Source organism: Nonomuraea sp. NPDC026600, from assembly GCF_040638335.1.
In the GTDB taxonomy this organism is placed as follows: Bacteria; Actinomycetota; Actinomycetes; order Streptosporangiales; family Streptosporangiaceae; genus Nonomuraea.
On the sequence record NZ_JBEZYD010000109.1, the window covers coordinates 1 to 1595 of the forward strand.

The following is a 1595-nucleotide window of genomic DNA, read 5'->3' on the forward strand; positions in this document are numbered from 1 at the left end:
CCGAGGTGTGTCAGAGAAAATGCACCAAAGCGGGCCTTTAATACCCATCAAGCGCGGGAGGGGTTAAAGGGGATCCTGGCGTAGTTCTCGCCGGGCTGCAACCCGGGCTTCATGTGCGGCCGTCAGTCCTGCTCGGCGGGCGGCCCGGATGGCCTCGCCGCGGCCGTGGTGCTCGTCGTCAGGGGTCACGTAGCCGATGCCTTCATGCAGGCGGACGGTGTTGTAGAAAGTACGGATCGCGTCGAGTTCAGCCTCCAGCTCGAATGGGTCGGTGATCTTGTCCAGGTGCGGGTGCTCGTCCTTGACGTGCCCGAACAAGCTCTCCACCCAGGCCTGGTCGTTCGGGGTGCCGGGACGGCCGAAGTGCTGAGCGATGCGGGCTCCGGCCATGAACGTGCGCGTGGCCGAGGAGGTCATCTGCGGCCCGTTATCGGACAGGGCCAGCAGCACCGGCAGATCGTCGTGGTCGGGCACCTGGCCGCCACGCAGCTCGGCCAGCAGTCGTTCGTCATCCAGCAGGTGGTCCTTGCCCAGTACCTGCAGGGCGCGGGTGTAGGCGACCTCGACCTGGGTGGAGGTCTCCTCCGCGCTGAGGACGGTGGCCAGCCAGTAGCGCGACACCACATCCAGGACCGCGATCGCACACCACCGCGACAGGCCACGGAAGTGGGTGAAGTCGTAGATCGTGATGACGCCGGGGACCAGGTCGGCCCACTCGGGCCACTCGCGGCGGGGACGCCGTTGCCGCGCCGGGCGCTCGGGCACCGCGACTCCGGCGGCCTGCAAGACCCGCAGCACCGTCGATTCGGAGGCGTAGAAGGACTCCAGCCGTGACCCGCGATGGGCGAGCTTGCGGTGGGAGCGGTCGATGCCCATCCATTCCTCAGCGATCTTCACGATGGCCTCGCGCTCCCAGGGCAGCAGCGCGTGCAGCGCGATCTCCGGGCCGGGCTTGGTGTCAGCCAGCCGCCCGACGACCGCGCGGACCTGCCAGCGCAGCACCCGTACGTGGTCCAGACCCAGCAGCGCCGCCGAACGGCGCGTCGACCAGCCGCCCTGGCAGGCCGCGTGCTCAACGAGCTCCAGCAGGCCGGCCTTGACGGATGCGTCGACTCGCGGCGGGACCAGGCCGACGTTCAGCCCCAAAGCGATTTTCCCTGGTGCAGATGGAGCGCGACGGCCTGCTCGGTCACCGTGGCCCGCAGCCGCTCGATCTCCTTGCGGGCCGCCTCCAGTTCGGCGGACTCGGGGCTCTTGCCCGGACGGCCCGGCGTCGAGGTGGCCGCCAGCGCGTCCAGCGCACCCTGCTTGGCCGTGCGGCAGATCGCGTTCACCGTCATCCGGTTGACGCCGTACTTGTCGGCCGCCTCGCCCTGGGTCGCCTGCCCGGTCAGCACGTCGACGAACACCTGGTACTTCATCGACGGCGCCAGCCGCGTACGCTTACCTGTCCCGCTCGTGCGGGCCTGCGCAGTCTTGGGGTCCTGCTGTGGTCCTGCCACCTGCTCCAACCTCTTCCAACGGGGCGATCAAACTACCCGCGGTTGATAGGTGTTTCGGACCGGGACTGGTTCATTAACTCTGACGCGGAAGGA

At 68.5% G+C, this 1595-nt stretch carries 2 protein-coding genes; both read right to left on the minus strand.

Annotated elements, in window-relative coordinates; genetic code table 11:
* Window positions 1-63: 63 nt before the first annotated feature.
* The gene (locus tag AB0F17_RS66410; RefSeq protein WP_358047847.1) at window positions 64-1146 is read right to left on the minus strand and encodes an integrase core domain-containing protein; all 1083 of its coding nucleotides are present in this window, start codon (window positions 1144-1146) and stop codon (window positions 64-66) included.
* Window positions 1137-1502, minus strand: coding sequence for a hypothetical protein (locus AB0F17_RS66415; RefSeq protein WP_358047849.1), 366 nt, complete (start codon window positions 1500-1502; stop codon window positions 1137-1139). Before AB0F17_RS66415 ends, AB0F17_RS66410 begins: the two co-directional genes overlap by 10 nt.
* Window positions 1503-1595: the final 93 nt, after the last annotated feature.